Here is a 26188-nt window from a genome sequence, read left to right on the forward strand (position 1 = left end):
TGATCTTACCCGCAGCCAGACGCCGCGGATGCAAAGGCCGTTAGTCGGCCGGGATCAACTCAGGCTCGAGGCGGACGCAATTGACCAGCGGGTTGGCCAGAGGCGACAGAATGGGACACGCTGGTGTATTCAACGGATCGCGCAGCCGTCATTTTCGCGTCCTGCGAGGTGGTCAGCGCCGCCGTCAGGCAGATACCACCACAGCAAGGCTCGCCTTCGAAACTGTCTGGTGTTTCTGTCTGGTCCAGCATGGCCGCTGCGCCCTGATGCAGTTCGGACGCTGCGGCCATCTGGTGGCCCGCGTGATGCGCTGCCTGCGCGCTCTCATGCATCCCGCTTTGTGCGTGAATCGAAGAGGGCGGGAGCAGCAACAGACCACAGGCCAAAACCACGCCGAGAAGGACGCGACAAAGGTTGGATATGTTTGCCAGAGCACGCATAGGTGTTATCAGTGTCGTAAGTCGCAGAGCCTGTCAACGCGTCCAGCGCTGGAAGGATTGCGGTTTTCTGGCGGAAAACGGCCTAAAGTGCGGGGCAGCGGATTGACGTTCTGACCCAAAGTGGAGGCCAGAGGCGCTGGCTCCGGTGCCAGAGCGCGATGGGCATTCGGTCCGAAACGCCTACTTCGACGCCTTCTGCAAAAGGCCGATCAACTCGTCAAATTTGGCGCGTTGTTCTTTCGGGTCGCCGCTGGCAATCGCAGCCTCGACGCAATGCTGGGCGTGGTTCTCCAACACAAGCTTTTCGACCCCCAGAACGGCGGATCGGATGGCCGCAGTCTGTGCTAAGATGTCCATGCAGTAGCGGTCGCCCTCAACCATTTTCGCGATGCCGCGCACTTGTCCTTCGAGCCGTGATAGGCGGTCCAGCGTCTTTTCCTTGTTAGCCTTCATGAGGCGGCGCTCCATTTGAGATTTGTTGCCAACCGGATAATATACCCCATATGGGTATAAAACGAAGGCACACATTGGCAATTTAGGAGGACAATACAATGGATTCAAAGAATAAGCACGACGATAGAACAAGCAGCGGCTATGGTCGGTTCTTTGCGATGATCGGCACCTCGACGGTCGTGATGTATGGCCTGATGTATCTTAACACTTATGCCCTTGACCATGTCTTCTTCTCGCAGACTCGGATGTGGATGGCGCTCTATATGGGCGGGGTAATGGCAATCATCATGCTCGCCTTCATGCTCGGCATGTATTCCAATCGAAAGACGAATTTTGCGATCTTCACTGGGGCTGCCATCGCCTTTGCGGCCGGCGTCTACTTGGTCCGGTCGCAAGATACGGTAGGCGACACCGCTTGGATGAAAGCCATGATCCCTCACCATTCCATCGCGATCCTGACCAGCGAACGCGCAAACCTGTCCGATCCGCGCGTGCGCGAGTTGGCCGACGCGATCATCGAGGCACAGCGCAGCGAGATCGAAGAGATGAAGCTCTATATCGAAGACATCGAAGCGAACGGGGATGCAGCGCCTGGCACGCCCCGCACCAAACCCTAAGATAAAGGAGCATATCATGCCATGTGACACCCGCGATGTCGCAGACGTAACAGCTGACCCAGCCGCATCCGCGACAGGGAAAACCGCCGTGCTATACCGCATGGCCCTGCCAAACCACCTGTGCCCGTCAGGGCAGAAGGCGCGATGGCTTTTGGAGCGCAAAGGCTACGAGGTCGATGACCGCCTATTCCGCGCGCGGTCCGAAGTCGACGCGTTCAAGGCGCAATACGATGTTCCCACAACGCCACAAGTTTGGATCGAAGGGAGACGCATCGGCGGCTATGACGCTCTGCGCCAGGAACTTACCGACTATGAACCTGCGGCGACCACTTACAAACCGGTGATCTATCTCTTTGCCGTGGCTGCGGCGACAGCGCTTGCTCTGTCCATCGGCTTTCTCGGCGCGATCACGTGGCAGACGCTCGGTTGGTTCATTTCGGTCTCAATGATCCTACTGGGGATGCAGAAGCTGCGTGATATCGAAAGCTTCACTACGATGTTCCTCAACTACGACCTGCTGGCACGCAAATGGGTGCCATATGCCTACGTTTATCCATGGGTTGAAACCGGGGCGGGCGTATTGATGACCGGGATGTTGCTAACCTCAATTGCCGCCCCAGCCGCACTCTTCATAGCCACGGTTGGCGCAGCAAGCGTGTTCAAGGCCGTCTACATCGACAAGCGCGAGTTAAAATGCGCCTGCGTTGGCGGCAATTCGAACGTGCCTCTCGGATTTGTGAGCCTGTCCGAAAATCTAATGATGATGGGCATGGCCATCGTGATGTTGGCCAAGATGTTTACCTGAAGGTCGGGCGCAGCATCTTGCGCTTAGCACGAGTTAGCAGGGCGGAAATGGTCAACTGAAGCAAACGTGCATGGGACGAGTGCTTGACTCAGCTTTGTTCGCATAGCTGCCGTTCGCGCGTTTTGCGGCGAACGGCGGCTCTCCGCCCTTGGTGTAGATTAGGAGCCGCCGTTCGCTGCGAAACGAAGGGTCTTTTTGAATTGAAGATTGCTTGCCCCTTCCAAGTTGTCGAAAGGCTTTTCGATCTCAATAATGCAGTGATGGCCATTAGGAATAGTTAGACCGATCCGAGATAATAACCGATGGCCTCTGCCAGTTCAGTTTCCTCGTATCTGAAATGAGATCGCACGACCTCCTCCAACTTTCTGAAGGCGGTGGCGGCATGAAGGAAATTCGCATCGTTCGGATCTTCCGTCAATACGTCCGCCGCGCGGTCGAGGCGGAGGATCAACTCATGCACCACCGCGTGCTCCGCCTTCAATTTGGCGACGACCTCACGGAACTTGCCTTTACCCGCCGCCTCGATCCGAGGGAACATGTCGGTGCTCTCGATGTCGTGGTGGAACTTCAGAATTTGGCATTCGCGTCCGCAAAGCGAACCGAAGGCGCGGAAATTCTCTGCCATATCGAGCGAAAGCACGATCCGCTTGAGGTCATCGGGCGGGCTGTCCCCCGCTTCGATCCGCGCCAGAACCGCTCCGATTTGGGCCATCTCCATCAGATAGTGCCGATGAATGGCCGCCAGCTGTCGCCCCTGAGCACGGTGCCTATCCGTCGCCTCCGGCACCGGCGGCGCTGTCGGGCGGGCAGCCTCGTCGAGGCTGAGTTGATCCAGTGGCTGATTAGAAAATTCGGTCATGATAGACATGCAAGTCCTTGTTCGTGAACGTCGACCGCCGGTGCAGGAGGCAACGTCATGGGTAGAAGACGCCTCCCTGCGCCCGTTTGATCTTGGGCTTGCCCTCCGGCGCCGGGATGAAATCGGCCTCGTCCCCCGGCACCGTCGAGAACTTACCCTGCCGCCATTCCTCGCGCGCCTCTTCGATGCGCTCGCGGCGCGAGGAGACGAAATTCCACCAGATGTAGCGCGGCCCCTCCATCGGCGCGCCGCCGAAGAGCATGAAGCGCGCATGGGCGCCGGTGCCGTCATCGACGCCCGTTACGGTGACCTCGTCCCCGGGGCGGAGGACCAGTAGCTGCCCCGGCGCGAAGGTATCCCCAGCCACGTCGATCCCGCCGTGGATGGTATAGAGGGCGCGTTCCTCGGTATTCGCCACGATCGGTGCCTTCGCCCCCGGCGCAAGGGTCACGTCGACGTAAAGCGTGTCCGAGGCCGTCTTGAGCGGTGAGGCGACGCCGAAGGCTGATCCGGCGATCAGCCGGGCGGTCAGTCCCTCGACCTCAACCGTGGGCAGGTCGGTCTTGCCGTAGTGCAGGAAGGCGGGGTCGCTTTCCTCCTCCGCCTCGGGCAGCGCCATCCATGTTTGCAGGCCGAACAAGCGCTGGCCGGTCTTGCGGCGCTCGGGCGCGGTGCGCTCGGAATGGACTATTCCCCTGCCCGCCTTCATCCAGTTTACCGCGCCGGGTTCGATCGCCAGATCGGTGCCGAGGCTGTCGCGGTGATGGACCTGTCCCTCAAAGAGATAGGTCAGCGTAGCGAGGTTGATATGCGGATGCGGGCGCACGTCGATGCCCTGATCGGTCAGGAATTCCGCCGGCCCCATCTGGTCGAAGAAGATGAACGGGCCGACCATCTGGCGCTTGTCCGAAGGCAGCGCGCGGCGGACTTCCATTTCGCCGATATCGACGGCGCGCGGGACGATCAACGTCTCCACCGCATCGACGCTCTTCGCGTCCCCGGGGATTGGGTCGGGACAGGGGCTCCAGCTCATGACGTGTCTCCTTTCAGCTTTTTCGTTGCAGGACGTCCTGCCATTCGGGGTGACGGTCGATCTGTGCCTTGGCGAAGAGGCAAAGCGGCACGATCTTGCGGCCCTCGGCGCGGGCGTCCTCTACGCCGCGGCGTACCATCGCTTCGCCGACGCCGCGGCCCCGCAGGGCCTCCGGCACGCCGGTATGGTCGATGATGATCGCGCGGGCGCCGAGGCGGGAGTAGGTCATCTCGGCCTCGTAGCCGTCGACCACCGCCAGGTAGCGGCCCTTGCTGTCGCCCTCTTCGCGGGTAATCTCGATCTCGCTGTCCATGGGTGCTCTCCTTACATTTCGGTGTTCAGCTGCCTGCGCAGCCAGTCGGCCTCTTCGGCGACGATACCATGTCCGGCGCCGGGCAGGATCAGCGTCTCGACCTTGGCCCCCATGTTCTGCAGCACATCGGCGCTCTTCTGCACCCGCGCCAGCGGAATATGCGGATCGCGTTCGTGACAACCGAGCAGCACCGGCACATCGGCCAGCCGGCCCGCATAGTCGAAGGTCTTGGCCGGACGGTCGTAGAGGTCGGCCCGCGGAACGCCGCCCGCCTCGCCCGTGCCGACCAGCCCCCCGGAGAGCGCGGCCACAGCGCGGAACGGACAGGCCAGCCGCGCCGCCGCCTCCAACGCCAGACAAGCCCCCTGCGAAAAGCCGATCAGCGCCACGCGTGTTGGATCGAAACCCTGCTCAGACAGGTCATCCAGCAGCGAGGAGATGACGCTCAGCCCGCTGCCGAGCCCCGGCTCATTGGCCGTGAGCGGCGCCAGGAAACTGTCCGGCCACCAAGACTGCCCGGCCGCCTGCGGGGCCAGCACGGCGAGATCCTGCAGGGCAAAGTGTTTGGCCAGACCGAACATATCCTCCGGCGCGCCGCCGCGGCCGTGGATCATCACCAGAGCCAGCCGTGCGCGTTCCACCGGAGCACCAGCGCTGACCAGCCTTTGTCCCGCGTGCGGACCGGTGCCGCGCGTCACCGCCCCGAGGCCGCTCACGACGGGACCCGGATCTGCGGCAGCACCTGCTCGATCTGAGCGCGGTGAGGCTCAAATTTCTCGGGCAGTTTCAGCGCCTCACCCAAGTGAGCCGGGTCTTCGTCCACGGCAAATCCCGGTGGATCGGTGGCGATCTCAAACAATACGCCGCCGGACGTGCGGAAATAGATCGCGTCGAAATACTGCCGGTCGATGACCGGGGTGACCTGTTGGCCCGCGGCAGAGAGCCGCGCCCGCCATGCCAGCTGCTCTTCCTCGTTGCGCGCACGGAAGGCGACATGGTGGATAGTGCCTGCGCCTGAGCGCCCGATTGAACGAACGTCCGAGGTCATTAGGTCCACGGCCGAACCACGCTCGGGTTCGGTCGAGCGGTAGCGAATACGGGTCTCCGTCCCGCCGGTGCCGCCCGTGGCGGCGGCCTCCTCGCCCTCGCGCACGTAGCCCATTGCCTCAAGCACAGCGGCGGTGGCCGCGACCTCTTCAAGCCAAAGGGTCACGCTGTGAAACCCCTCGTCCCGCGCGCCGCCTTCGATCACCTCGACCCGCAGCCCGTCGGGGTCACGCAGCGCGATGGCGCGTTCGCCGAAGCGATCGAAAGGTCCTTCGAAGTCGATGGTGGCCTCCGCCAGTTCCCCCATGCGCCGGTCCAAGTCGGGGATCGCATAGGCCACCGCCGACGTCATGCCGGGCCCCGCGCGCCCCGGGCCTGCATCTACGAATGGAAAGAATGTCATGATCGACCCGGGCGCCGCGTCCTTATCCCCGTAGTAAAGGTGATAGGTGCCGGGATCGTCGAAGTTCACGGTGCGTTTGACCAGCCGCTGCCCGAGGGTGCGCACCCAGAAGTCAAGGTTGTCCTGCGGCGGGCCGGAGATAGCGGTGACGTGGTGCAGGCCGGGGATGGCTCGGGAAGTGCCTTGGGACATGGTGCTCTCCTTTCGATGCCAGCGGCGCGAAGCGCTTCCGGCTTATTGTGTCGGTCGGTTGGGAACTTATGTAAGGCGAGAGTTACCAAGTGAAAGTCGTTACCAAATGGAAACCACCCAGAAAAAGGCACCCGGCCCCGGGGACCGGGACGCAGTTGATATCCCCTGCGCGGCGGACACGCTGCTGCGCAAGCTCTGGGGACAATGGAAAACCCATGTGATCTACGTGTTAGGCGATCAGCGTGCCTGCCGCTTCGGTGTGTTGCGACGCCAGATCACCGGCATCTCTCCCAAGGTGCTGACCACCCGCCTGCGGGAGTTGGAAGCCGATGGGCTGGTTTGGCGCGAACAGGAGAATACCATTCCGCCCAAGGTGACCTATGGGCTGACTGAAACAGGCCTTGCCGTGCATGCAGTGCTGAAGAGTCTTGAAAGGATTAAAGTCTAAGTGCGTAAAAAAACCGGAGTAAATCGGGTCAATCAATCTATCAAAACCCTTAGCAACGGGAATCGCAGCAACTTTTGAGTTGGCACTTATTGGTGCTTTCGGCCCTTAGCTGCCGTTCGTCAGTCATTCGGTACGCTGCGTTGCGGCCCGTCTAAGCGGCCATTCGTGCCACTTGCAGCATTTTCGGAGACTGAAGGTCGGCAGTGCGGACAAAGCAGACATCTTCTGACTTGCTATGACTAGCAGGACATTTACCTTCGCAAACACAGGTATGGGAGAATGAAACTGTGCAGAAAATAGCGACATCCAATCCGAATTTCATGATCCAACACGCTTCTCCGGATGATGCGGGGCTTGTTGTCGAATACATGAAAAAACTGGGCGCCTATCAAAAGATGTCGAACAAGATCACGGCAACTGAGCCTCAGATCAAACGGCTTCTGAATGAAAAACTGGGCGAGGCGCTGTTTGGATACTACAAGGGCGAAATTGCGGGCTTTGCCTATTTTTGCCAGAAGTCATCTGCATTTACTGGACGGTCAGGAATCTATATCGATGGATTCTTCGTGGATACGAAAGTCCGCCATCAGGGTCTTGGCAAGATCATTATGGGGTATCTTTGCTCTCTTGCCCTCGAGAGAAACTGCGAGATGATGGAATGGGGGGTTCTGGACTGGAACAAACCCACCATCGAATTCTACAGAAGCCTTGGCGCCTATAGCGTAGACGAGATGACGATTTTCAGGTTTACGCCGGACGATCTGAAATCAAATGCTCTGGCATTCGAGGGCAAGCCATAACCATCTGTGATAGACGGTTTGGGCTCGTTCCGGCCGTCCGCCGCACCAGGTGCGAATGGCGGCACTGGGCCGTCCGTGACGACGGCCCAAGCCTTCAGATTTCGATAGCTTCGGCGATCACCAGCGCATCTTCAAGCTCGACGCCGAGGTACCTGACAGTGCTGTCCATCTTGGTGTGACCCAACAGCAGTTGGACCGCCCTCAGGTTGCCTGTTTTCTTGTAAATCTGCGTAACTTTCGTTCGCCGCATCGAGTGCGTGCCATAGGCGCTTGCCTCCAGACCAATGGATGTCACCCAGTCACGCACAATGCGCGCGTACTGGCGGGTAGAGATGTGAAGCCGTTCGTGAAAACGCCCAGGCCAGAGGTATTCGGATCCGACCATCAGCGGTTCCCGCATCCATCTTACCAGCGATGCACGGGTGCCTTCGGAGATTTCGAAGCGCACAGGTTTCTGGGTCTTGCTCTGAAGAACCGACGCGCGTTCCTTGATTTGGCCGGATGCCATAACATCGACCACCCTCATTTTCACCAGATCGCAGCCGCGCAGCTTGCTGTCGATGGCAAGATTGAAGAGGGCCAGATCACGGTGGTTCTCGGCCAATTCCAGCCGCACCCTGATCGCCCAGACGTGTTTGGGCTTGAGCGGCCTTTTCTGGCCGACGATCCGGCCTTTGTTCCAGGCTGGGCGCAAGGCGCGGATGGCCGGTAAGTTTGATGTTTCCATGATGGATCCTCCCATCCACCACGCCCTCCCACATCGACAACCCGACGTTGACAAGACATCATATCACATGATGCTGCGCTGCCTCCGAGGTCCGCAGTGAGCCCAAACTGACCGCGCAAGGGTCGGAGGCCATCGCAGTTTCAGCATAAGGTGATCCGAAAAGGATGGCCCAAACCTGCCGTCCGCACTCCATCTACATGCTGCTTCGCAGCTTACCTAAAGCAGACACTGATGCGTTGCCCAGCATGATCGGCTCCCATGATCCATTCAGCGGACCTTGCTCCCGTTTGCCGCAGCACCGTGATACAGGCGCGAAAGTGAAGTGACACTCGACATCCTGCGCCTGCTCTTTTTCGGCCGTGCTGCGCGGAGGAGCTGGTCGAACCAACTCGCCGCGATACATACTGCACACTCTACGCTACCAGAGTTTGTTTCCTTGGAAGGACTTCACATGACCCTCACACGCCGCCGCCTGCTGGCCTATTCCGCGAGCTTTTTCGTCGCTGCGCCATTTGCGGTTCGGGCTGAAGAAAAGCCCACCATCCACGTGATGAAAGATCCTAATTGCGGTTGCTGTTCGGCTTGGATCGACATCTTGGAAAAAGACGGTTTTGACGTAACCACTGAACGCAGCTTTGGGACGCTGTTGACCCGGCACAAGTTGGACAGCGGCATCCCGCAGAATATGACCTCCTGTCACACCGACGAGATCCAAGGCTATATGATCGAAGGTCACGTCCCCCCCGCCGACATCCGCAAACTGCTGGCCGAGCGCCCCGATGCCACCGGCCTTGCCGTGCCGGGGATGCCCTATGGCTCACCAGGTATGGGGCCAGAAGATGAACGCGAAGCCTATGAGGTCTTTCTAATCTCCCGGGACGGCAGCACAAAAGTGTTTTCACATTACGACCCCGCGTGAGGACACTGCGCTGGAACTTGCTGAAAAAAAAGGTGACAGGAACCTCAGCGTCCGTCTTTTGGTTTGCACTTTGTCAACCAAAGCAAGGAGTAAGATGATGCAAGTTCAGGACATCATGACAAGCAATCCCACCTGCTGCGGCCCCGACACTTCGATTCAGGAAGCGGCAACCCTTATGGCTGAAAAGTCTGTCGGCTCCATTCCGGTGCTTAATGATGCCGGTGAGCCCGTTGGCATCGTGACGGACCGCGATATCTGCTGTGGTGCCGTTGCGCAGGGCAAGACGGTCGAGACGCCGGTTTCAGAAATCATGTCGAACGACCTTCTGACCGTGTCTGCTGACGACGACGTTGAAAGCTGTTGCAACAAGATGGAAGAAAAACAGGTTCGGCGTAGTGTGGTCACCGACGAAAGTGGTAAATGCTGTGGCGTCGTCGCCCAAGCGGACGTCGCCCGAGAGGCCAGCGGGGCGGAGACCGCGGAGTTGGTGGAAGAAGTTTCGCAACCCAAGGAGAAATCGGGCTGCTGCTGACAGCTCAATGAGCCCAACGGTTCATCCGGATAAGGGCTTTCCGTTTTTGCCAATGGAAAAGATTAGAACGCGGTGTTGGACCGCGTTCTAATCAGGCCAACAGAAAGAGGCGCGGCCGATGGCTCACGATCACGCCCATATTGATCCCGAGAATGGTGATCGCAGGGTATCCATTGCGATTTGGGCGAACGCACTGCTTACGGCGGCACAGATCGTCGGCGGGATTTTCGCCGGTTCGCTGGCGCTTATTGCTGATGCGCTGCATAACTTTTCTGACATGGCCTCATTGGTTATCGCCTTCGTCGCCCGAAAAATCGCGCGACGTCCAGCGGATGAACGCATGACCTTCGGCTATGGCCGGATCGAAGTCGTTGCCGCCCTGATCAACTACACCACGCTTATCCTTGTCGGGCTTTACCTGATCTATGAAGGCGGGATGCGCATGATTGACCCGCCGCAAGTGGCGGGTTGGACTGTCGTGATTTTGGGCGGGGTCGCGCTTGTAGTCGACATTCTTACGGCGCTGCTGACCTACTCAATGCAAAAGGGCAGCGTGAACATCAGAGCGCTGTTCCTGCACAATTTATCGGATGCTTTGGCTTCAGTTGCCGTAATCATCGGCGGCATCCTGATCATCCTTTACGATCTTCGGTGGGTTGATCCGGCCATCACCATCGGCATTGCCCTTTATATCCTATACCTCGCTCTAACTGAGATCGGCGATCCTATACGTATGCTGATGCTGGGCAGCCCGCCTGACATGGATGCGGGTGCGGTGGTTGAAGCGATGACGAACGTCGAGGGTGTGCGCGATGTGCATCACGTTCACCTATGGCAAATGCAGGAACATGAGGTCGCACTCGATTGTCATGTGGTTTTGGAGGGAACAGGTCTCGAGGACCTTGAATCTGCAAAAGATACCCTCAAAGGAATATTGGCAGACGACTTTGGCATCACCCATTCAAGCCTTGAGTTTGAAACCCTCGGCAATGCGCATGAGAATGCATCACTGTTCGGTCATGCGGATCGGCGAAAGAGTAAAGGCGAAGGAACCGGCACAGATTGAGCGGCAGCCGAACTCGCGAAGGCTGCGCGCCGCCTTGAGCAGCGTCCCGCCCATATGAGCGCATTCCGCCATTCTTCCGCTTTCCTTTTTCGACCAAGGATCGACATTTCAACGACGTGCTCCTATATCACCGTCATGCGCATTCTGCTTCGCCTTGCCACGTTCTGCCTATCACTCGTTCTGCTAACGGGTGTGTTGGCGCATGATCTGGCGGCGGCGAACATGTCGATGGAGATGTCCGGCATGACCGCATCCTCGACAAGTGATGAGGAAGAAGCCTGCGCAGCTTGTTTGCCGGGGGAGCAGAGCGAGGTTGTCTGCGACATCGATTGCACGGCACCTGTCTTTATCTTTTCGCAGATGCATCAGTCACCCATAGAGAGCATTCAGCGCTTCTTCATGCCTGCGCCTGCGGATCTCAGCCTTGCCGGGCTTAATCCCGGGTCTGATCCTTTCCCACCAAGAACCACCTTCCTGAGTTGACCGGCCGCACCGAAGCGTGACGGCCCGGTCTCGCGTTGTCTGCTGCCAAGCGATGGCAGAGCGATCGACCTTATCCGTCACTTTCGGGAACGACCTTCATGTCACTTTATCAATCGCGCGATATTTCGCGTAGACGCATGCTGTCCAGCGGACTCGCCGCCATGGGTGCGGCGCTGACCCTACCTCATGTGTCATATGCAACCACTCAGGGGGCTTCGATCCGGGCCCTCGGATACGACGGCAACTTATTGATCGTCGCGTCTGAGCATGCTCTCTGGCGCGTCTCCACCGCAAATCAAATAAGCGAACGGCCACTTGATCAGACAGTCACCGCGATCGCCAGCCACCCCGAGGCTTCGGGCAGTCTCTTTGCGGCGGTCGAGCCAACCGGTCTCTTGCGCAGCAGCGACGGCGGGCGCACGTGGACCAACGCAGGTGCAGGTTTGCCTCCAGTCCGGGTTACTGCTCTGACCCAAGCGGCCCTTGAGCCAGATTTGCTCTATGCTGCGCTTGCGGGTGACGGGCTCTGGCGCAGCGAAGACGCCGGGGAAAGCTGGGAGTTCGTGATGGACCGGCCCTATCTGAACGGAGCCGAGCAGGAGGTGCTCACGCTCGTTTCTGTGGGAAATCCGACTGGCATGGGCGGCATCTGGCTATATGCCGGAACTGAGGCAGGACTGACCCGCGTGCCCGATTGCTTTTGTCGCTGGCAGGATGTGACGGCGGGTAATGCCATGGATGCTCTGGTCGAGGGTAAAGCGCTGCCGCCCACGACACCGCTGCCTGTAGGGCAGCCTGTCCCACATCTCGCGCTCTCGCCCAAAGCACCGGAGCAACTCTACGTGGGCCTCGACAGTGGCCTTTGGGCTTCGGCAGACGCAGGGGTGAATTGGTCGCTGGTTGCTGATGGAAAAATCGACGCACTGGCTGTCGATCCTGCCGATCCTCAGCGTCTGACCGTCGTTCGCGACGGCAATCTTTCTGTCAGCCGCGATGGCGGCCTGACGTTCGACACTCTCGACATCTTTGAAGGAGACAAGAATTGAACAGTAAATTCACCCTCGGCACGGTTGCCGCAATCACAGCCGCCGGCATCATTGGTTTTGCCACCTTCGGCATGGCCGAAAGCGACAGAGCGCCTGACACGGATACCGCTGCGATCACCGTTCCGGCTGACCGCCAGATGACCATTTGGCGCGATCCGTCCTGTGGCTGCTGTGACGCCTATGCCGATTATGCAGAAGAAAACGGTTATCATGTCACCCGCATTGACGACCGCGATTTTGACAAGCGTTCTGTCGAAGTTGGCGTGCCAGAACAGGGGCTCGGTTGCCACCTCGCTGAGGTCGATGGCTATTACATCAGTGGTGTGGTCCCTGTGGAGGTCATTCAACGCCTAACGTCTGAACGCCCCGAGATCACCGGCATTACGCTGCCGGGTATGCCCAGCAACGCACCCGGCATGGCGGGCAAGAGTGGCACCCTCAAGACCTATGCCTTCGGCGAGGACGGCGTGGCCGTGTATTCAAATGAGTGAGGATGGAATGATGGAAATGATGAACGGATCTATGATGAATGGGCCGATGTCGGCCGGAATGATGATCGGCTGCGGCCTGTTGTTCCTTTTGGTGCTGGCGGTGCTGGTTCTGGGCGTGTTGGCTCTGGTCAAATACCTGAGTCGCTCGGCATGAGAGCGTTGATCGTAGCCGCTGTGGTTGGCATCACGGGCGCCGCTGCGGTTGCTGTCTGGGCCGGGGGGAAGGAAGACGCCCCCCCGGCGCTCACCGTGCTTGGCGTGCCTGTGGATGCGGAAATGCTCGATCAGGGCGCTGACCTCTATGCGGAGAACTGTGCCTCCTGCCACGGCGCAGACCTCGAGGGCCAACCGGACTGGCGCAGGCGGCTCGACAATGGTCGCATTCCTGCGCCGCCGCATGATGAAACGGGCCATACATGGCACCATGCCGATCAGCAGCTTTTCGACATTACCAAGAACGGGCTGGCCTCGGTCGTGCCGGGTTATGAAAGCGACATGCCCGTGTTCGAGGGCATTCTGAGTGACGCGGAAATCACAGCGATCCTTGGCTATATCAAGAGCACATGGCCCGAGCGTGAACGCAATTATCAGGCCGAGATCACCTCGAAGAACGAGGAAGGATCATGAGCAACCAAGATCAAGCTGCGCCCAAGTGGCGATGGTCCCTTCTGATCGCCGCGCTTCCTGCGGCGGTCTTCGCGGCCATCGCGGCGGCTTTCCTATGGGGACTGTTTAACAATGAAGACAGCCTTCCGAGCACCATGATCGGCCGGGACATCCCAGAGTTTGATTTGCCTCCAATCGAAGGACGCGAAAACGGCTTGTCGACATCAGATCTCCGCGGCGAAGTTTCACTCGTAAATGTCTGGGCCTCCTGGTGCGTGCCATGCCGGGTCGAGATGCCGCTGCTGGTGGAGCTTTCTCAGACCGGCAGCGTGTCAATCCACGGCATCAATCTAAAGGACAAGCCAGCCGCTGCACGCAGGTTTCTCGCAGAACTCGGCGATCCCTATGACCGGATCGGTGCGGATAGCTCTGGCCGGGCCTCTATTGACTGGGGCGTTTACGGAGTGCCGGAAACCTTTGTGGTCGATTCAAAAGGGCGCATTGCTTACAAACATGTTGGCCCCTTCAACCGGCACTCTCTGGAAAACGACATTCTTCCAGTGGTGCGGCGTTTGCAACAGGAGCAGGGGGCATGAAGCGGCGCGGTTTTCTTGGCGGCGCACTGGCGCTCGGGGCCACGCCGGCTGCGGCGCGTCCGGTCATGGCCGAGCACAACGCGCCCTTACCAATGCTCTCGCCGCCGATCACCGACGGGAGGGGCCGGGACCTGACTTTGGCAGATTTCCGGGGACGCACGGTGTTGCTCAACATCTGGGCGACATGGTGCGCCCCTTGTCGTGATGAGATGCCAACCCTCGACAGACTACAGGCAAAGCTTGGCGGGCCAGAGTTTCATGTGCTCGCCTTGTCGATCGACCGGGGTGGTTTCGACACCGTCCGCGCATTCTATTCCGACATCGGCATTCAGCATCTTGCTCTCTACGCCTCGGATCAATTGAGGGCGATGATGGCTCTTGGCGTGGTCGGCTTACCGACGACACTTCTTGTTAGCGCCGAAGGCCGCGAAGTCGCCCGCAAAGTGGGACCGGCCGATTGGGACAGCCCGGCGGTAATCTCTCAAATCAAGCACGTCATTTCAAAAGGATGAACCCAACAGTGACCCAAATTTCAAACAACGATAGGTCAGCAAGTGCGATCCCCGTGCCTTCGCGGCGACAGACCCTCATGCTGACTGGCTTTGCCGCTATCAGTGGCGGCGCTGCGCTCAACTGGGACTGGCTGACTGCTGTTGGTGCGGCACCTTTGATCCTTAGCCTCGCTCCTTGTGCCGCTATGTGCGCTCTGGGGCTTTGCATGCGCGGCGGCTCTGCCGGCTGCGCCAAAAACGATCCGACAACCAAGCCGGACACCACGACAGACTAATTCTCAACCCAAGAAGGAACTGACATGACTTACAAAATGAAAATCACCGCTGCTGCCCTGACCGGCATGATGTTGGCCGCTCCCATCGCTCAGGCACAAGATGCAAAACCAGAAGCGGGCGATATGCCGATGGCCGAAGGTCACAGCATGAACGGCGAGATGTCCGGCATGAAAAACATGGAAGGCATGAAGGGTATGGAAGCCATGATGCCCATGATGAAAATGATGTCTGATATGGGGCCGATGATGGAAGCCTGCACAGAGATGATGCAGTCCATGACCGACCACATGAATTCTGCGCATGGCGAAGATCAAAAGGGCTGAACCTCGGTCCGCCCGTCTGACTGGCGGGCGGATCATTCTATTGAAAGAAGTATCATGACTAAGATTACGCCGGCCCGTCGTCGGCTAAGCATTGCCCTGTGGGCGAGTGCTATCGCTGCCGCCGTGCTTGTTGCGGGCCTTGCCCTGCTGCGCCCGGACCACGTTCCTGCCGGCCAAGCAGTCTATCGCGGCGACGCTGACATCCGTTCAGAATTCTCGTTGCTCGACCACAACGGTCAGGTCGTTAGCCAAAAGGACTACGCAGGCCGCTGGCAGCTTGTGTTTTTTGGCTTCACCCACTGCCCAGATATCTGTCCAACCACCTTGGCATATATGGGTAACGTGCTGGAACTGCTGGGCCCTGAAGCTGATGAGATTGCTCCGCTCTTCGTGACGGTCGATCCAGAGCGCGATACGCCTTCGGTTCTGAAGGAGTATGTCGCGAATTTTCACCCGAATCTGATCGGGTTGACCGGAAGCGAGGACCAAATCGCCGAGGCGACCGAGGCCTTCAAGGTTTACAACGAGAAAATTCCCGCAGAAACGGCGCCCCACGGATACATGATGGCCCACGCCGGCCATATTTACCTGATGAACCGCAAGGGTGAGTTTGACGCTGTTTTTCTTGAAAGCGCGCAACCAGCTGAGGAGATGGCCGAACAAATCTCCATGCGTATCGCGAAAGAGAAACGGACCCAATGACCCAAAAATACACCCCCACCACATGGCGCAGCGCCCTCTTACTTGTTGCCAGCCTACTTTTGGCCTCACCGGTTTTTGCCGATCATCCGGGTGAGAACCTTAATCAGGTGATGGCTGCCAAGGAAGCCGCCTTCGAACCGATCTTGCCCGGCGACGCACCAGACCTCGCTTGGATAGGGGCGGCGCATGAAAGCACATCCCTCAATGCTTTGAGGGGAAAGATCGTGGTTCTGAGCTTTGTGCCCGAAGGTTGTGGCGATCCTTGTGAGGCACAACAAGCTACGCTCACCGAAACGCTCACTGCGCTCAACTCCAGCGCGATGCGCGATATGGTGGTCTTTGTTACCCTTAGCGACGAGCCGCAAAGCGGTCCCGCTACGCAGAACAGGATATTCGCGCGGACGCCAGACCCTGAAAAACTTAGTCATGCAAACGCTGCTCTCGCTGGGGTAAGCGAACGGAAAGACCTAACCCCTCAGGTCCATCTGCTGAACCGCGCAGGCCAGCAGGTCGGCATTTTTCACGGCGCTGATTTTGAGCCGCTTAACCTCTTGCTCTATATCAATGGGCTGACCAACACCCATCCTCATGCTGAACCCAGCTTCTGGCAGCGAATGACTGGATGGTTCTTATGAAATCTTACAGCACGATCACGGGACCCCATTGGCTTTCCGCACTTCGGCTTTTTGCCGTAATCACCTTCCTGGGGCATCTCATTTGGGAGGCAGGACATATTCCACTTTACACCATCTGGGTTGAGGGGACGTGGGGTGAGATTATCTTTGCTGCGGTGCATTGCACCGGAGGCGATCTACTGATCGCCATGAGCAGCCTATTGCTTGCCCTGTTCTTCTTTGGCACCGGCTCTTGGCCGCAGAGGCGGGTATATCCTGTTTTAGGCGCAATGTTGGTGGTGGGGCTTGGCTACACGGTTTTCAGCGAATGGCGAAATATCGAAGTGCGCGAAGCATGGGCCTACCGCGAGATCATGCCGGTCATTCCGATCATCGACGCCGGGCTAACCCCCATGTTGCAATGGATCTTCGTTCCCCTCGCGGCCTACTTCGGCGCGGTTAGGCATTCCTCCCGCAAGGTGGGCGTGCCTGATGCTTGATGTCTCCTCTCTCGGGCTCATAGCGGCTTTGCTCGCCGGGATAATCTCCTTTGTGTCACCTTGCGTCTTACCTTTGGTGCCGGGCTATGTCTCCTATATCGCGGGACGAACTGGGGTTACTGGGGCGCATCGCAGCCGCAAACAAGCGGTTTGGTTAAGCTTCTGCTTCGTATTGGGGTTTTCGACGATTTTCATAGGGCTCGGGGCTTCGGCAACAGCTCTGGGGCAAGTGCTCCTGCGTTGGCGGTTCGAGTTAAACCTGATTGGCGGCGCAATCGTAATCCTTTTTGGGCTGTTCATGCTCGGGGCCGCGCGCATTCAGGCCATGGAACGTGACATGCGTTTCGACATTGACCTTCCCGGCGGGCAGCCGGTGGCATCCTACGTTCTGGGTCTTGCTTTCGGCTTTGGATGGACCCCGTGTATCGGACCGATCCTGGGTGCGATCCTGACAGCAAGTGCTGCCAGCGCCACAGTATCTGAAGGGATCGGATTGTTGAGTGTCTACTCCGCTGGCCTTGGAGTGCCATTCCTCATCGTTGCGGCCTTTACGGATCAGGTTGCGGCCCGTCTGCGTGCCATCAGCTCTGTCGGGCGACGGCTCCATCAGGTGGCGGGGGGGATTATGATCGTTATGGGTCTCACTATGATGACCGGACAGCTGAGCGCTTTCTCTTGGTGGCTCCTGGAAACCTTCCCGATGCTGGGACAGATCGGCTGAATTTTATTTGGAACCCTCCAGGGTTGGAAAGTGATTGTCCTCTTATAGGGTTAGTTTTTACCAGCATAGATAGGGAAGTAAGATGATGGACGGTGATATGATGGGCGGCGGGATGATGTTTGGGATGGGGATCGGCTGGCTTTTGATCATCGTGATCCTCATTTTGGTGATCGCAGCGTTGGTTAAGTATCTGCGCAAGTAAAGCAGGAGACTGGCAATGAAGGAGTCCGACAAGCCAGTCATCGTCGTCACCGGTTCAAGCGGATACCTCGGGGCGGCGGTCGTCAAACGATTGCACGAAAAATACCGTGTCGTTGGACTGGACCGCCATTCACCGCCTCATCCCCCGCATCAGGCCGAGTGTATTTGCTTTGATATTACTGACCAGGCCAGCGTCGATAAAGCTTTGGCCAGATTGCGACTGGCCTATGGCGATCGCATCGCCGCGTGCATTCATCTGGCAGCTTTCTTTGATTTAAGCGGGGAGGATCACCCTGCTTATGACGCGGTGACTGTCGAGGGGAGCAAGCGCCTTCTCAAAGGGCTTCAAGACTTCGACCTTGAACAGTTCGTATTCACCTCCACGATGCTGGCCCATGCGCCGACCACGCCCGGCGTGCCGATAGATGAAGGTGCGCCGTTGGACCCCAAACTGCCCTACCGCGCCTCGAAAATTCGAACCGAAGCGATGCTGCATGAGGAAAAGGGAAGTGAGAAGCTTGTTCTCCTCCGGCCGGCCGGGATTTACGACAATGAGGGGCATTCGACCTTCCTTGCCCACCAGATTGCACGCATTTATGAGAAACGCCTGAGCGGAAAGGTGTATCCCGGTGATCTGTCCCGCGGACAGGCGTTTTTACATCGCGACGATTTGCTTGACGCCATCGAACGTATCGTCGACCGCCGTGAAAACTTGCCCGATGTCTTCCCGGTTCTGCTTGGCGAGGCGGAACCGATCCCCTTCGGCGACTTGCAACGTTTAATCGGACGTGAACTGCACGGCGAGGATTGGGTGACCTGGAACATTCCACCCAAAGCGGCCAAACTCGGGGCATGGGTAGAAAACCGTATATTCGGCGAGGATGCCTTCATTCGCGCGTGGATGGTGGATATTTCAAGCGATCACTACGAACTTGATCTATCGCAGGCCAATGAACATCTGGACTGGACCCCAAAACACAGCCTGCGCGAAGACATGCCTGAGATGCTGCGAGGGCTGAAGGACGACCCTTATCGCTGGTATGAGGATAACGGCGTGAACGCCGCGCGTGTGTCAGCGTCCAAAGTCGAGCAGGCGGCCGAAGATAATGCCTCTGAAGTGGAGAACGACACTGCCGCCGATCGGGAAAGCGCGGTGCGCGAACACGACAAAAATATGCAGATGATGCATTTTCAGATGCTATGGGTGCATTGGTTGGTTGCAGCATTGGGGCTTTGGCTTGCCACTGCACCGTCAGTCTTCGGCACCTTTGACCAAATTGAATTCAGCGCAGCGGTGCAGCGCGTTACTGAAGATCGCGGGCTTTGGGCGGCCTCGATGCGCAGCTGGCTCACGGCGTGGAACAACGTGTTCACGGGATTGGCAATCACAGCGCTTGCCTTCTTCTCCATGAAGCCCGGCAACGGTTGGGCGCAATGGGCAAATGCGGCGCTCGGCGTATGGTTGCTCGCCGCGCCACTGGTGTTCTGGACCCCAGATCCGGCAGTTTATGCCAATGATACGCTGATTGGCGCGCTGGTAGTCGCATTAACCATTCTGATACCAATGATGCCCGGCATGTCGCGAGAAGGTATGATGGATGACGGGGACATCCCTCCGGGTTGGACCTATTGCCCGTCGACCTATGTGCAGCGTCTTCCGATCATTGCGCTCGGGGTGGTCGGCTTTCTACTTTCTCGCATCCTTTCGGCTTATCAACTCGGTCATATCGACGGGATCTGGGAGCCGTTCTTTTCGTCGCCATCGAACCTGAACGGCAGCGAATACATTGTCACTTCCGATGTTTCCAAAGCCTGGCCAATCGCCGACGGCGGGTTAGGCGCGATGAGCTATATGTTTGAAATTTTGATGGGTGTAATGGGCAGCCGGATGCGGTGGCGCACGATGCCATGGATGGTGGCGCTCTTCGGGATTGTGGTTGGGCCGCTGGGAGTGATCAGCATTTACTTCATCATCAACCAGCCAATCGCCATTGGGACCTATTGCACGATCTGCCTGCTCGCCGCAGCTGCGATGCTGATCATGATCCCGTTTTCGCTGGATGAGATTGTGGCCATGGTGCAATTCATGGTCTGGAATACCCGTCGTGGCCGCCCTTTTTGGCGGGCATTTTTTCGGGGAGACGCATTGCCGGGTTCAACAAAGGGCGGTGGCATGTCTTTTGATGAGCGGCCAAGCGAGATTGCTCGGCAGGCCGCTCGCGGTGTCACGGTGCCGTGGACGTTGGGAGTGAGCGCCGCCATTGGAGTATTCCTCATGCTGTCCCGGGGTATCTTTGACAATGAGATGCCATTGGCGGGGAGCGATCACCTCGTCGGTGCCTTGGTGCTTACCACAGCTGTCATAGCTTGGGCTGAGGTCGCACGGCCGCTGCGGTTCCTCAATTTAGGTTTTGGTCTGTGGCTCATCCTGGCACCTTGGCTGCTTGGCGGGGGCACTTTGGCGGGCAGTCTCGTCGGGGTCTCTTCAGGCCTCGCTCTACTTGCACTGAGCTTGCCGCGCGGCAAGCGAAGTTCGGAACACTACGGGACTTGGGATCGCTACATCATCTGACTTCAGAACAAACTCAAGTCTGGCCATAGCGGCAATGATATTTCTATTAGAGACATGTGCGTTTTCGGTCTCGGATAGCCGCAACACATCCTCTCGTGGATGGAGTAAGTCTGGGAAGGGCTGTTCCCAGAGGGGCGAATAGTGCTGTCTCGCGAACGCGAGCATTGCGGCCAGCTTGGGCACCAAGTGACTTGCATCGGCACAGCACTCTGTCTGTTCCGTTAACGGGTCTGCCAATGATGTCGCCGCTAAAACGAAATGGTTAGCCTCAATAGCTTCGGCAAGCATCAACACGAAAGGCAGTTAAAGCCAGTAGCGCATCGGCATCCCGGATGAGGTCGACAACTCGGCTGTCCGCGAGACGATACCGAGCGAACCGACCTTCGCTGCGGCGGCTGACCAGCCCACACTCGAGCAGACAGCGTAGATGATTTGAAACATTGGGTTGCCCCAACCCTGTATTAGCGACGATTTCCTGCACGTTGCGTTCGTCTGACAACAGCGCATCCAGGATCGCCAGACGACTTGGATCACCAAGGCCCCGGAAGAGCTTTGCCCTCAGCGCCAGAGTATCTGATGCCGAAAGATCGTCTTGAAGTTCTTGCTCAGTCACATCATTATCCACTGATACGTCGGCGGCGACCGTATAGTTCGCCATTCCCAGTAGGATCGCACATGTGTCAGACTGATAACAACACGTTGCCCACAGCATCTTCGCTGATCAAGATGCGTGTGCAGGGCATGGACTGCGCCAAGGATGCGGCCGAGATTGAACGTGCGGCTCGATCTGCGGGGGTGGCCGAGGGCGATGTAAAGGTATCTACCGCCACCCACGTCATTACCCTGCGGATTGCGGAGGGCGACCTGCCCAAGGTGCAACCGGCCTTGGATGCTACGGGATATGGCTTCGAGAAGATCGAGGATGGCGACACATCAACCGACCCGGCATACAAGGACCCAAGCTATCGCCATGCTCTTTGGATCGTGGTTCTGCTCAATCTCGGCTACGGCGTGCTCGAGATGTTCGGTGGATTTCTGTCGGGGTCGCAGGCGCTGAAAGCCGACGCACTCGATTTCTTGGGGGATGGCGCAATTACCTTCTTGGGTCTTCTGGCCATCGGATGGAGCCTGACTTGGCGTGCGCGTTCGGCGATGGTCCAAGGCGTCTTTCTTGGGCTCTTGGGGCTTGGGGTGGTTGGCAGCACGATCTGGCGCGTTCTCAACCAGGCAACACCAGACGCTGGACTGATGGGAGCCTTCGCATTCGGCGCGTTGGTCGTGAATATCCTTGCAGTGCTGCCGCTCTTGAAACATCGCAAAGGCGACGCCAACATGCGGGCCGTCTGGCTGTTCTCTCGCAACGACGCAATCGGCAATCTCGCTGTGGTGATCGCCGCCGGCATGGTAGCATGGCTTGGGAGTGCTTGGCCTGATCTGATTGTTGCATTCGCCATCGCTGGTCTGTTCCTTCATTCCTCGTGGATGATAATCCGCGATGCAATGAGTGATCTGAAGGACGCCGACTGAGCCTGCGGTTCAGAACCAGAGTCCGCAGCTCCCTTCATCAATGCCCGGCGTTGGAAAATGAACAAGAAGTCGCAAAGTTCGCTTTCTGCGCTCAGCTAAACTTAATGCAGACCCCAGATTATATTACATGATCAAACGGCTGTGAATGGCCGCTTCTTCCTCTGTAAAGCGATCTTTTCGCGGTTGAGATCAACGACAGCTCTCCGCCCTTCTTTCCGGCGGCCTTCGCAGTCGCAGCACTGAGCGAGCAACAGCAGCAAACGGCAGGAAGGTCCGCAGTGCCGCCGCTCGCCCTCCGGTTTGACGCTGATTTCGTTTGCAAGTGCAGCGAAGGTCGGCAGTGAGCCCATTCCGTTGAAAAACTATTTGCTGCAACTGCAAACTTCTAAAATGTGGGGAGCTGTTCTCCGATGAGCCAATAGAGACCCGGTGTGACGTTGAAATTTCCATACTTTGGAATTTTGCTTTGCCGAAATCGGCTTCAGCGCGCTGCAGGAGGGTTTTTCTACACAATCAGCCCAAAGCGCCTGATGTTGCGCGATTCACCAGCGACGGCTTCAGCAATGAATATTAGCTGTTGCCAATCGATAAATTCAAGGAGTTGTACGGGTTGCGGGCATCAGTTTGTGCATTCGAGGTGTCACGCCTTTCCAATTTCCCGCCATCGCGGTTCTAAGGAAACCAACTTGCACAGCCCGGTTCACGATTTGGTAGTCAGTTCAACCACGCCAGATAGATTGCCATGACAATCCACACCACGACAATCTGTGCCACCATGGCAATGATCAGAAACTTTGTCCGGTTGTAGTCCTTTTTTACATCGATCTTTTTCATTGGTGAATACTCCAGTTTGCAGGACCGTGCTGTCTTTTACATATGTGGAGCTGAACCGAATACAAGCGACAAGAATGCAATGCTGCCATGCCCGATTCGTCCTGCAAAGCCGGCCTCAGTGCTCGATGCAGCTAATGGCAGGAACGAGCCTAATCTGCCGGATGCTGCACTTCTTGTGAATGGCTGCTTTGCTGAGCGATGGTCTTACTTGTGAAGTCCGATAACCCGTTTGATTGCTGCGATTGCGAGTTCGCCGATCTGGTCGCTTCCAGGCTGACCCGGATCGTAAGAAGCTACGGTTAATGCAAGCGGTTCACAGCGGGCGACAATTTGATCAAGACAGGCCAGTAAGTCTTCTCGCAAAAGCCCGCCCGGTTCGGAATACTCGTTCGCCATCCCCACAGATGTATCAACACAATCCATATCAAGATGAATTAGCGCCTCTTCCGAGGTTCTTGGAAGTAAATTCCCAAGTCTCTCGGCGAAAGATTGTGAACTGCGAGTCCCGCCCTCGACCATTGAGACACCAGCCGCAGAGAGGCGTTGCAAAAGCCTAACCTCCAGATGGCGGGAGCCGCAATAGATCAGGCGATGTGGGGCCAATGGAACAAATCCCGGGACGGTGTTTGCCAATCGCTTCCAACACTGCCCCGTCAAGGTGGCAGCTCCCATACTATCGAAGTAACCTTGATCGATGTCATCTGGGGTGTAGAAGTCAGTGTGGCCATCGAACCAGACCACAGGGACATCAGGGCTTCCAAGTCCAGCATATGTGCCAACCTCTGCGTTGCAATTTCCCGACAGCACCAGCGGAAAGCGCCCCGCGCGGATTGCCTCGGATACGATGCATGCGACACGTCTCTTGATCTCGAATGCGCGTCCCAGCTCACCTTCGCATTCGGGAATCTGGCCCAAGTCGGATACGCTGACTTCGATGCCCGCGCGTTCCAAATCTTCAGTCAGGCCCAACTCCATTAGGCGGACTGGCCCACCACCTACGCGGACCCCTCGCACGCCGCCATGATACGGCGCAAGTATCACTTCGATTGGTTTCATCATCTTATCATGAAAACTGTCAATCTGGTGAGCAATACCGAAAGCGGCCATTCATACTGATAAATTGGAAGTCGGAAAAGTCCGCATTGCAGACCTCGGTGGTTGGCGCAGCGAATGGCAGCTCTCGCTCTGAGCTGCATTTGTTGAGTTTTTGAAAAGTGATGAAAAGGGCCCGTTAATATTTGTATGGGTACGTAAAACTGTTTCGAGAACCTTAGTAACACCTACACTGAAAGATGCTGCGCTGGGAACTCAGGGGTGCAATCCGATTTTTTTTGCTTGAGCGATAGGTGTAACATAAAGTCGGGCCCGCGGCAGCAGACCGTTCCGCCCTCTTCGATACAAAGCTTCCTGATCGCAAGATTGCCATTTCGGAAATTCACTTCGACCTTCTCGATATTCCGCGCACGAGCTTCTCTCAGACCGCGCAGGAAAAGCGCTCTGCCGTAGCCGCGGCCCTGATAGGCGTCCTCGACTGAGAGCCCGATTTTCGCATGGGTCTGGTCAACAAGATAGAGTTCCACCACCGCGCGCGGCGCGCCGTCGCAGTCTATGCCGAGGGCAAGTCTGGGAGATGATGTAATCGCCTGCCGCTGGAGCGCCGCCTCATCGAAGCTGCCCATGAAGCGGAGCTGCCGCGACGCTGGGCTGAGGCGGCGGTAGTGCTCGAACAGGGTCTGCTGCAGATGCGGAACCGGAATAGATACTGTATCTGGGGCTGCGGTTTTCATGTGGCCTCCGATCTAATGACAGAGATGGGAGGCACGGAAAGCTGAGAGAAGGCGTGGTACTGGACATTGGGGATGCGCCTGACGCATAGGTCTGACTCCGAACCCCGCGGCATGTCGGGGATGATGGTTTATTCGTTCATGGGCCACTTTCCAACGGGGCAAAACTTGCCCCGCCCCCCACGCCGTGGAGTTCGGACACAGGACGTCGCTCAAAGACTTAAGGACCAAGCACTCTCGTGAAGCGAAGCCATGTTCAGAACCTGCTGCTGCAGTTTCCTGATCACGGTCGATATCTCCTCTTCCCCCCGCTTCCGAAGGTTCTGGCCCACTGCCGGATCACCGCCCAGTTATTAGGATCGGGGGTCACGGGCCAAGAACAAGCCGGGATTCTCCGACTTTGTGAAACAAGTCAGGTCAGACGTCCGCGCGGCGTTCCGATTCAAGGCTCACGTCACTGATGGGCCGGACCATCGAAGCTTGGGGGCCCATTGCCCCCTCGCCTTCGGCCACGGTCAACTCCACAGGAGATCCAACCTCAAGCCCTTCAAATCCTTCGTTCAGCACAGCATTGGGCGCAAAATAGATCTCTTGTCCATCACTCATCCGAACAAAGCCATAGCCATCAAACATCCTCACAACCACACCGTGGGGTGGCTTGGAGACAGTTTTAATATCACCACGGATATTCTGCGAATATGTTTCGAGCCGTCTTTCCATCGCGTCAAAAGCGTCCCGGATTGCGATATTAGGGTCAAAATGGTCTTTCCGGTCGCCGGGATCATTGCTGATAATAAGTTCACGCTCTGGCACGCGCACCTCGATCCGAAGGTGGAACTCTTAGCCCTGATATTGGCTGCGATGCGGCCGTTCCACAACGATATGGCAACTGTTGATCCGACTAAAATACCGGTGCAGTTTGCTCACGCGCTCCCGAATGCGCTCTTCAAGCGCTTCTGATTTTTCGACACTTTGCCACGCGATTTCTAATGGGGTGTCCATGTCGGTCCTTCCTTCTTTGTGTTGTGCAAAGCGGCGGTGAATCTGCTCACCAGCAGCGCCTCTCTTAAGAGAGAGAAACTTTGCTCTTCCCCAGAGAGCAACTCTCCGCAAAAGTTCTGCGTTCCGCCTTGCCGGCAGGCCAGCAAGCACCCGCCAATGCGGGCGGAAGCGCACCTGGAACGCGCAAGAATCGAAAAAATGGGGTGGTATCTCACCCTCTTGGTGCCAATCATCTGGTGAAATTCAATTCAGGTAGACGAAAAGACCTGTACCTTAGCGGATTTGCGATGGACCCACAGCGACTGCCCCGCGCCCTCTTGGTGAGCGTATCGGCGTCATATCCGACACCCACAGCCTGCTTCGCCCTGAGCCGGTGGAGGCCCTTAGATGCGTCAGCCAGGGGAACTTCCTCACCGGGGCGCCGGTTGACACCTGGCTCTTGCTCGGCTGGGGCGCGGTTACCGCGGTGCCTTTGCTGGTCTATGCCAACGGTGCGAAACTCTTGCGGCTCTCGACCATCGGAATTCTGCAATACATCGCGCCGACCATGGTCTTCATCGTCGCAGTATTCGTATTCGGCGAAAAGTTTGGCCGCGCGCGGATGATCGCCTTCCCGATGATCTGGGCAGCGCTGATCCTCTACTTGTCATCAATGCTTCAACACATGCGACGGACCCGTCGAGCCAAGGGTCCTGTAGGTCAAGGTTAGACGCTAGAGCTATCTGGAACCGGAAGTCTGCGTAG

Annotated in this window: 35 protein-coding genes; 22 read left to right on the forward strand and 13 right to left on the reverse strand. The window is 57.7% G+C overall.

The genetic code is table 11. The features are described from left to right. Window positions 1-59: 59 nt before the first annotated feature. Complete coding sequence (locus tag ACGYK9_RS02185) at window positions 60-440, reverse strand: hypothetical protein (protein WP_394409433.1); 381 nt, start codon at window positions 438-440, stop codon at window positions 60-62. Between the two features lie 180 nt (window positions 441-620). Continuing rightward, the gene (locus ACGYK9_RS02190; RefSeq protein WP_394408033.1) at window positions 621-893 is read right to left on the reverse strand and encodes a metal-sensitive transcriptional regulator; all 273 of its coding nucleotides are present in this window, start codon (window positions 891-893) and stop codon (window positions 621-623) included. Between the two features lie 98 nt (window positions 894-991). Between ACGYK9_RS02190 and ACGYK9_RS02195 the strand changes: the two genes are divergently transcribed. Together ACGYK9_RS02195 and ACGYK9_RS02200 are read left to right on the forward strand one after the other, a co-directional pair. Beyond that, entirely contained in the window at window positions 992-1510 is a 519-nt protein-coding gene (locus ACGYK9_RS02195; RefSeq protein ID WP_394408036.1) for a DUF305 domain-containing protein, read from the forward strand. A 100-nt stretch (window positions 1511-1610) separates the two neighbouring features. Then, entirely contained in the window at window positions 1611-2315 is a 705-nt protein-coding gene (locus ACGYK9_RS02200; RefSeq protein ID WP_394422372.1) for a MauE/DoxX family redox-associated membrane protein, read from the forward strand. Between the two features lie 277 nt (window positions 2316-2592). Here ACGYK9_RS02200 and ACGYK9_RS02205 read toward each other — a convergent pair whose 3' ends face one another. From ACGYK9_RS02205 to ACGYK9_RS02225, 5 genes are read right to left on the reverse strand one after another with little or no spacing between them, the layout of a single operon-like run. After that, entirely contained in the window at window positions 2593-3183 is a 591-nt protein-coding gene (locus ACGYK9_RS02205; protein WP_394408042.1) for a hemerythrin domain-containing protein, read from the reverse strand. A 46-nt stretch (window positions 3184-3229) separates the two neighbouring features. Beyond that, window positions 3230-4207 carry a pirin family protein gene (locus ACGYK9_RS02210; protein ID WP_394408045.1) on the reverse strand — a complete coding sequence of 326 codons (978 nt, stop codon included), beginning with the start codon at window positions 4205-4207 and terminating at the stop codon, window positions 3230-3232. 13 nt (window positions 4208-4220) lie between these two features. After that, complete coding sequence (locus ACGYK9_RS02215) at window positions 4221-4520, reverse strand: GNAT family N-acetyltransferase (protein ID WP_394408048.1); 300 nt, start codon at window positions 4518-4520, stop codon at window positions 4221-4223. Window positions 4521-4531: 11 nt separating this feature from the next. Continuing rightward, a complete protein-coding gene (locus tag ACGYK9_RS02220; protein WP_394408051.1) occupies window positions 4532-5236 on the reverse strand; it encodes an alpha/beta hydrolase in 705 nt (234 codons plus the stop codon). After that, window positions 5233-6162 carry a ring-cleaving dioxygenase gene (locus ACGYK9_RS02225; protein WP_394408054.1) on the reverse strand — a complete coding sequence of 310 codons (930 nt, stop codon included), beginning with the start codon at window positions 6160-6162 and terminating at the stop codon, window positions 5233-5235. Before ACGYK9_RS02225 ends, ACGYK9_RS02220 begins: the two co-directional genes overlap by 4 nt. 106 nt (window positions 6163-6268) lie before the next feature. On the opposite strand from ACGYK9_RS02225, the gene ACGYK9_RS02230 reads away from it, so the two are divergent. Next, entirely contained in the window at window positions 6269-6610 is a 342-nt protein-coding gene (locus tag ACGYK9_RS02230; protein WP_394408057.1) for a winged helix-turn-helix transcriptional regulator, read from the forward strand. A 320-nt stretch (window positions 6611-6930) separates the two neighbouring features. Next, a complete protein-coding gene (locus ACGYK9_RS02235) occupies window positions 6931-7410 on the forward strand; it encodes a GNAT family N-acetyltransferase (RefSeq protein WP_394408060.1) in 480 nt (159 codons plus the stop codon). A 94-nt stretch (window positions 7411-7504) separates the two neighbouring features. Here ACGYK9_RS02235 and ACGYK9_RS02240 read toward each other — a convergent pair whose 3' ends face one another. Beyond that, the gene (locus tag ACGYK9_RS02240) at window positions 7505-8137 is read right to left on the reverse strand and encodes a tyrosine-type recombinase/integrase (protein ID WP_394374508.1); all 633 of its coding nucleotides are present in this window, start codon (window positions 8135-8137) and stop codon (window positions 7505-7507) included. A gap of 451 nt (window positions 8138-8588) precedes the next feature. Here ACGYK9_RS02240 and ACGYK9_RS02245 point away from each other — a divergent pair, with 451 nt between their 5' ends. From ACGYK9_RS02245 to ACGYK9_RS02320, 16 genes are all read left to right on the forward strand, one after another. Next, a complete protein-coding gene (locus tag ACGYK9_RS02245; protein WP_394408063.1) occupies window positions 8589-9056 on the forward strand; it encodes a DUF411 domain-containing protein in 468 nt (155 codons plus the stop codon). A gap of 97 nt (window positions 9057-9153) precedes the next feature. After that, window positions 9154-9588 (forward strand): CBS domain-containing protein, encoded by a 435-nt coding sequence (locus ACGYK9_RS02250; protein ID WP_120351831.1) that lies wholly within the window; start codon window positions 9154-9156, stop codon window positions 9586-9588. Window positions 9589-9706: 118 nt separating this feature from the next. Then, the gene (locus ACGYK9_RS02255; protein WP_394408068.1) at window positions 9707-10654 is read left to right on the forward strand and encodes a cation diffusion facilitator family transporter; all 948 of its coding nucleotides are present in this window, start codon (window positions 9707-9709) and stop codon (window positions 10652-10654) included. Between the two features lie 54 nt (window positions 10655-10708). Continuing rightward, window positions 10709-11137 (forward strand): hypothetical protein, encoded by a 429-nt coding sequence (locus tag ACGYK9_RS02260; RefSeq protein WP_205570872.1) that lies wholly within the window; start codon window positions 10709-10711, stop codon window positions 11135-11137. 98 nt (window positions 11138-11235) lie between these two features. Beyond that, window positions 11236-12183 carry a WD40/YVTN/BNR-like repeat-containing protein gene (locus tag ACGYK9_RS02265; protein WP_394408072.1) on the forward strand — a complete coding sequence of 316 codons (948 nt, stop codon included), beginning with the start codon at window positions 11236-11238 and terminating at the stop codon, window positions 12181-12183. Further along, on the forward strand, window positions 12180-12674 hold the full coding sequence (locus ACGYK9_RS02270; RefSeq protein ID WP_394408075.1) for a DUF411 domain-containing protein: 495 nt from the start codon (window positions 12180-12182) through the stop codon (window positions 12672-12674). The genes ACGYK9_RS02265 and ACGYK9_RS02270 overlap by 4 nt, the downstream gene beginning before the upstream one ends. Before the next feature lie 16 nt (window positions 12675-12690). Continuing rightward, window positions 12691-12828, forward strand: a complete 138-nt coding sequence (locus ACGYK9_RS02275) for a hypothetical protein (RefSeq protein ID WP_394422374.1) — start codon at window positions 12691-12693, stop codon at window positions 12826-12828. After that, window positions 12825-13301 (forward strand): c-type cytochrome, encoded by a 477-nt coding sequence (locus ACGYK9_RS02280; RefSeq protein ID WP_394408081.1) that lies wholly within the window; start codon window positions 12825-12827, stop codon window positions 13299-13301. The genes ACGYK9_RS02275 and ACGYK9_RS02280 overlap by 4 nt, the downstream gene beginning before the upstream one ends. Then, window positions 13298-13876, forward strand: a complete 579-nt coding sequence (locus ACGYK9_RS02285) for a DsbE family thiol:disulfide interchange protein (RefSeq protein ID WP_394408084.1) — start codon at window positions 13298-13300, stop codon at window positions 13874-13876. Before ACGYK9_RS02280 ends, ACGYK9_RS02285 begins: the two co-directional genes overlap by 4 nt. Next, window positions 13873-14388: a TlpA family protein disulfide reductase gene (locus ACGYK9_RS02290; RefSeq protein ID WP_394386321.1), complete on the forward strand. Its 516-nt coding sequence runs from the start codon at window positions 13873-13875 to the stop codon at window positions 14386-14388. The genes ACGYK9_RS02285 and ACGYK9_RS02290 overlap by 4 nt, the downstream gene beginning before the upstream one ends. A 299-nt stretch (window positions 14389-14687) precedes the next feature. Beyond that, the gene (locus ACGYK9_RS02295) at window positions 14688-14987 is read left to right on the forward strand and encodes a hypothetical protein (RefSeq protein WP_394408087.1); all 300 of its coding nucleotides are present in this window, start codon (window positions 14688-14690) and stop codon (window positions 14985-14987) included. Between the two features lie 54 nt (window positions 14988-15041). Next, window positions 15042-15689 carry an SCO family protein gene (locus ACGYK9_RS02300; RefSeq protein WP_093743407.1) on the forward strand — a complete coding sequence of 216 codons (648 nt, stop codon included), beginning with the start codon at window positions 15042-15044 and terminating at the stop codon, window positions 15687-15689. Continuing rightward, entirely contained in the window at window positions 15686-16324 is a 639-nt protein-coding gene (locus tag ACGYK9_RS02305) for a hypothetical protein (RefSeq protein ID WP_394408090.1), read from the forward strand. The genes ACGYK9_RS02300 and ACGYK9_RS02305 overlap by 4 nt, the downstream gene beginning before the upstream one ends. After that, window positions 16312-16803 (forward strand): hypothetical protein, encoded by a 492-nt coding sequence (locus ACGYK9_RS02310; protein ID WP_394408093.1) that lies wholly within the window; start codon window positions 16312-16314, stop codon window positions 16801-16803. The genes ACGYK9_RS02305 and ACGYK9_RS02310 overlap by 13 nt, the downstream gene beginning before the upstream one ends. Continuing rightward, window positions 16796-17524, forward strand: coding sequence for a cytochrome c biogenesis CcdA family protein (locus ACGYK9_RS02315; RefSeq protein WP_394408096.1), 729 nt, complete (start codon window positions 16796-16798; stop codon window positions 17522-17524). Before ACGYK9_RS02310 ends, ACGYK9_RS02315 begins: the two co-directional genes overlap by 8 nt. Window positions 17525-17741: 217 nt before the next feature. After that, a complete protein-coding gene (locus ACGYK9_RS02320; protein ID WP_394408099.1) occupies window positions 17742-20297 on the forward strand; it encodes an NAD-dependent epimerase/dehydratase family protein in 2556 nt (851 codons plus the stop codon). 268 nt (window positions 20298-20565) lie between these two features. Here the strand turns inward: ACGYK9_RS02320 and ACGYK9_RS02325 are convergent, their stop codons facing one another. Further along, on the reverse strand, window positions 20566-20955 hold the full coding sequence (locus tag ACGYK9_RS02325) for a helix-turn-helix transcriptional regulator (protein WP_247744756.1): 390 nt from the start codon (window positions 20953-20955) through the stop codon (window positions 20566-20568). A 17-nt stretch (window positions 20956-20972) separates the two neighbouring features. Between ACGYK9_RS02325 and ACGYK9_RS02330 the strand changes: the two genes are divergently transcribed. After that, window positions 20973-21824, forward strand: coding sequence for a cation diffusion facilitator family transporter (locus ACGYK9_RS02330; protein WP_209219817.1), 852 nt, complete (start codon window positions 20973-20975; stop codon window positions 21822-21824). A gap of 1038 nt (window positions 21825-22862) precedes the next feature. On the opposite strand, the gene ACGYK9_RS02335 is transcribed toward ACGYK9_RS02330, so the two are convergent. The 4 genes from ACGYK9_RS02335 to ACGYK9_RS02350 form a co-directional block, all read right to left on the reverse strand. Continuing rightward, complete coding sequence (locus tag ACGYK9_RS02335; protein WP_276154896.1) at window positions 22863-23765, reverse strand: arginase family protein; 903 nt, start codon at window positions 23763-23765, stop codon at window positions 22863-22865. 173 nt (window positions 23766-23938) lie between these two features. Then, entirely contained in the window at window positions 23939-24445 is a 507-nt protein-coding gene (locus tag ACGYK9_RS02340) for a GNAT family N-acetyltransferase (RefSeq protein WP_394408103.1), read from the reverse strand. Between the two features lie 414 nt (window positions 24446-24859). Beyond that, the gene (locus tag ACGYK9_RS02345) at window positions 24860-25255 is read right to left on the reverse strand and encodes a cold shock domain-containing protein (protein WP_394408106.1); all 396 of its coding nucleotides are present in this window, start codon (window positions 25253-25255) and stop codon (window positions 24860-24862) included. A 27-nt stretch (window positions 25256-25282) separates the two neighbouring features. Further along, on the reverse strand, window positions 25283-25444 hold the full coding sequence (locus ACGYK9_RS02350) for an HPF/RaiA family ribosome-associated protein (RefSeq protein ID WP_394408109.1): 162 nt from the start codon (window positions 25442-25444) through the stop codon (window positions 25283-25285). Between the two features lie 466 nt (window positions 25445-25910). Here ACGYK9_RS02350 and ACGYK9_RS02355 point away from each other — a divergent pair, with 466 nt between their 5' ends. Continuing rightward, complete coding sequence (locus ACGYK9_RS02355; protein WP_394422376.1) at window positions 25911-26153, forward strand: hypothetical protein; 243 nt, start codon at window positions 25911-25913, stop codon at window positions 26151-26153. Window positions 26154-26188 lie beyond the last annotated feature (35 nt).

Origin of the sequence: Sulfitobacter sp. 1A15258 (genome assembly GCF_043557045.1) — a bacterium.
Classification (GTDB): Bacteria; Pseudomonadota; Alphaproteobacteria; order Rhodobacterales; family Rhodobacteraceae; genus Sulfitobacter; species Sulfitobacter faviae.

What these genes read in the sequence shown, in the direction of transcription:
- ACGYK9_RS02275 (WP_394422374.1), top strand. Translation starts at nt 12,691, where the DNA reads ATGATGAACGGATCTATGATGAATGGGCCGATGTCGGCCGGAATGATG.
- ACGYK9_RS02290 (WP_394386321.1), top strand. Translation starts at nt 13,873, where the DNA reads ATGAAGCGGCGCGGTTTTCTTGGCGGCGCACTGGCGCTCGGGGCCACG.
- ACGYK9_RS02320 (WP_394408099.1), top strand. Translation starts at nt 17,742, where the DNA reads ATGAAGGAGTCCGACAAGCCAGTCATCGTCGTCACCGGTTCAAGCGGA.
- ACGYK9_RS02305 (WP_394408090.1), top strand. Translation starts at nt 15,686, where the DNA reads ATGACCCAAAAATACACCCCCACCACATGGCGCAGCGCCCTCTTACTT.
- ACGYK9_RS02325 (WP_247744756.1), bottom strand. Translation starts at nt 20,955, where the DNA reads ATGGCGAACTATACGGTCGCCGCCGACGTATCAGTGGATAATGATGTG.
- ACGYK9_RS02300 (WP_093743407.1), top strand. Translation starts at nt 15,042, where the DNA reads ATGACTAAGATTACGCCGGCCCGTCGTCGGCTAAGCATTGCCCTGTGG.
- ACGYK9_RS02190 (WP_394408033.1), bottom strand. Translation starts at nt 893, where the DNA reads ATGAAGGCTAACAAGGAAAAGACGCTGGACCGCCTATCACGGCTCGAA.
- ACGYK9_RS02185 (WP_394409433.1), bottom strand. Translation starts at nt 440, where the DNA reads ATGCGTGCTCTGGCAAACATATCCAACCTTTGTCGCGTCCTTCTCGGC.
- ACGYK9_RS02335 (WP_276154896.1), bottom strand. Translation starts at nt 23,765, where the DNA reads ATGGCCGCTTTCGGTATTGCTCACCAGATTGACAGTTTTCATGATAAG.
- ACGYK9_RS02245 (WP_394408063.1), top strand. Translation starts at nt 8,589, where the DNA reads ATGACCCTCACACGCCGCCGCCTGCTGGCCTATTCCGCGAGCTTTTTC.
- ACGYK9_RS02255 (WP_394408068.1), top strand. Translation starts at nt 9,707, where the DNA reads ATGGCTCACGATCACGCCCATATTGATCCCGAGAATGGTGATCGCAGG.
- ACGYK9_RS02310 (WP_394408093.1), top strand. Translation starts at nt 16,312, where the DNA reads ATGGTTCTTATGAAATCTTACAGCACGATCACGGGACCCCATTGGCTT.
- ACGYK9_RS02285 (WP_394408084.1), top strand. Translation starts at nt 13,298, where the DNA reads ATGAGCAACCAAGATCAAGCTGCGCCCAAGTGGCGATGGTCCCTTCTG.
- ACGYK9_RS02235 (WP_394408060.1), top strand. Translation starts at nt 6,931, where the DNA reads ATGATCCAACACGCTTCTCCGGATGATGCGGGGCTTGTTGTCGAATAC.
- ACGYK9_RS02280 (WP_394408081.1), top strand. Translation starts at nt 12,825, where the DNA reads ATGAGAGCGTTGATCGTAGCCGCTGTGGTTGGCATCACGGGCGCCGCT.
- ACGYK9_RS02200 (WP_394422372.1), top strand. Translation starts at nt 1,611, where the DNA reads ATGGCCCTGCCAAACCACCTGTGCCCGTCAGGGCAGAAGGCGCGATGG.
- ACGYK9_RS02240 (WP_394374508.1), bottom strand. Translation starts at nt 8,137, where the DNA reads ATGGAAACATCAAACTTACCGGCCATCCGCGCCTTGCGCCCAGCCTGG.
- ACGYK9_RS02260 (WP_205570872.1), top strand. Translation starts at nt 10,709, where the DNA reads ATGAGCGCATTCCGCCATTCTTCCGCTTTCCTTTTTCGACCAAGGATC.
- ACGYK9_RS02315 (WP_394408096.1), top strand. Translation starts at nt 16,796, where the DNA reads ATGCTTGATGTCTCCTCTCTCGGGCTCATAGCGGCTTTGCTCGCCGGG.
- ACGYK9_RS02230 (WP_394408057.1), top strand. Translation starts at nt 6,269, where the DNA reads ATGGAAACCACCCAGAAAAAGGCACCCGGCCCCGGGGACCGGGACGCA.
- ACGYK9_RS02215 (WP_394408048.1), bottom strand. Translation starts at nt 4,520, where the DNA reads ATGGACAGCGAGATCGAGATTACCCGCGAAGAGGGCGACAGCAAGGGC.
- ACGYK9_RS02205 (WP_394408042.1), bottom strand. Translation starts at nt 3,183, where the DNA reads ATGTCTATCATGACCGAATTTTCTAATCAGCCACTGGATCAACTCAGC.
- ACGYK9_RS02350 (WP_394408109.1), bottom strand. Translation starts at nt 25,444, where the DNA reads ATGGACACCCCATTAGAAATCGCGTGGCAAAGTGTCGAAAAATCAGAA.
- ACGYK9_RS02195 (WP_394408036.1), top strand. Translation starts at nt 992, where the DNA reads ATGGATTCAAAGAATAAGCACGACGATAGAACAAGCAGCGGCTATGGT.
- ACGYK9_RS02265 (WP_394408072.1), top strand. Translation starts at nt 11,236, where the DNA reads ATGTCACTTTATCAATCGCGCGATATTTCGCGTAGACGCATGCTGTCC.
- ACGYK9_RS02250 (WP_120351831.1), top strand. Translation starts at nt 9,154, where the DNA reads ATGCAAGTTCAGGACATCATGACAAGCAATCCCACCTGCTGCGGCCCC.
- ACGYK9_RS02340 (WP_394408103.1), bottom strand. Translation starts at nt 24,445, where the DNA reads ATGAAAACCGCAGCCCCAGATACAGTATCTATTCCGGTTCCGCATCTG.
- ACGYK9_RS02225 (WP_394408054.1), bottom strand. Translation starts at nt 6,162, where the DNA reads ATGTCCCAAGGCACTTCCCGAGCCATCCCCGGCCTGCACCACGTCACC.
- ACGYK9_RS02295 (WP_394408087.1), top strand. Translation starts at nt 14,688, where the DNA reads ATGACTTACAAAATGAAAATCACCGCTGCTGCCCTGACCGGCATGATG.
- ACGYK9_RS02210 (WP_394408045.1), bottom strand. Translation starts at nt 4,207, where the DNA reads ATGAGCTGGAGCCCCTGTCCCGACCCAATCCCCGGGGACGCGAAGAGC.
- ACGYK9_RS02330 (WP_209219817.1), top strand. Translation starts at nt 20,973, where the DNA reads ATGTGTCAGACTGATAACAACACGTTGCCCACAGCATCTTCGCTGATC.